At 38.0% G+C, this 413-nt stretch carries 1 pseudogene; it reads right to left on the bottom strand.

Annotated features, from left to right (window positions below):
- Positions 1-150: pseudogene (locus ADH54_RS03835) on the bottom strand (transposase); the annotation flags it as partial.
- Positions 151-413: the final 263 nt, after the last annotated feature.

Raw genomic sequence — 413 nt, 5'->3', positions numbered from 1 at the left:
TCCTTTATAACTACACAAGCGATGAAATATTTCGCCTAAACTACTTCGATATTGATTATAGATGACTTTTCCTCTATACTTAGGGGTGAACACAATGTGATAGAACAGTGCCACTTTGTATGCGATAAACTTATGAGCCTTTTGTGCCATATTTTTCTCCTTTCGCTTTACAATTGGCTTGAACGCCTTTATTGTATCGCGTTCGGAGTTTTTTGGTATAACCTTCGACGCGCACCCGCATAGTGGGTGGTTTTTTTGTCTCGCACCTAACGGAGCGAGACGGACTAATAGTCACATAATAAAAACACCCCAAAAGTTAGATTTTTTCTGTCTAACTTTTGGGGTGCAGTTCATAAGTTTGAATTGAAACAACGTCTTTATTTTTTGCTACAGCAATCTAAATCGTTTGATGA

This window comes from Streptococcus pseudopneumoniae (genome assembly GCF_001072315.1).
Classification (GTDB): Bacteria; Bacillota; Bacilli; order Lactobacillales; family Streptococcaceae; genus Streptococcus; species Streptococcus pseudopneumoniae_R.
This window is presented reverse-complemented; position numbering and strand designations above follow the sequence as displayed.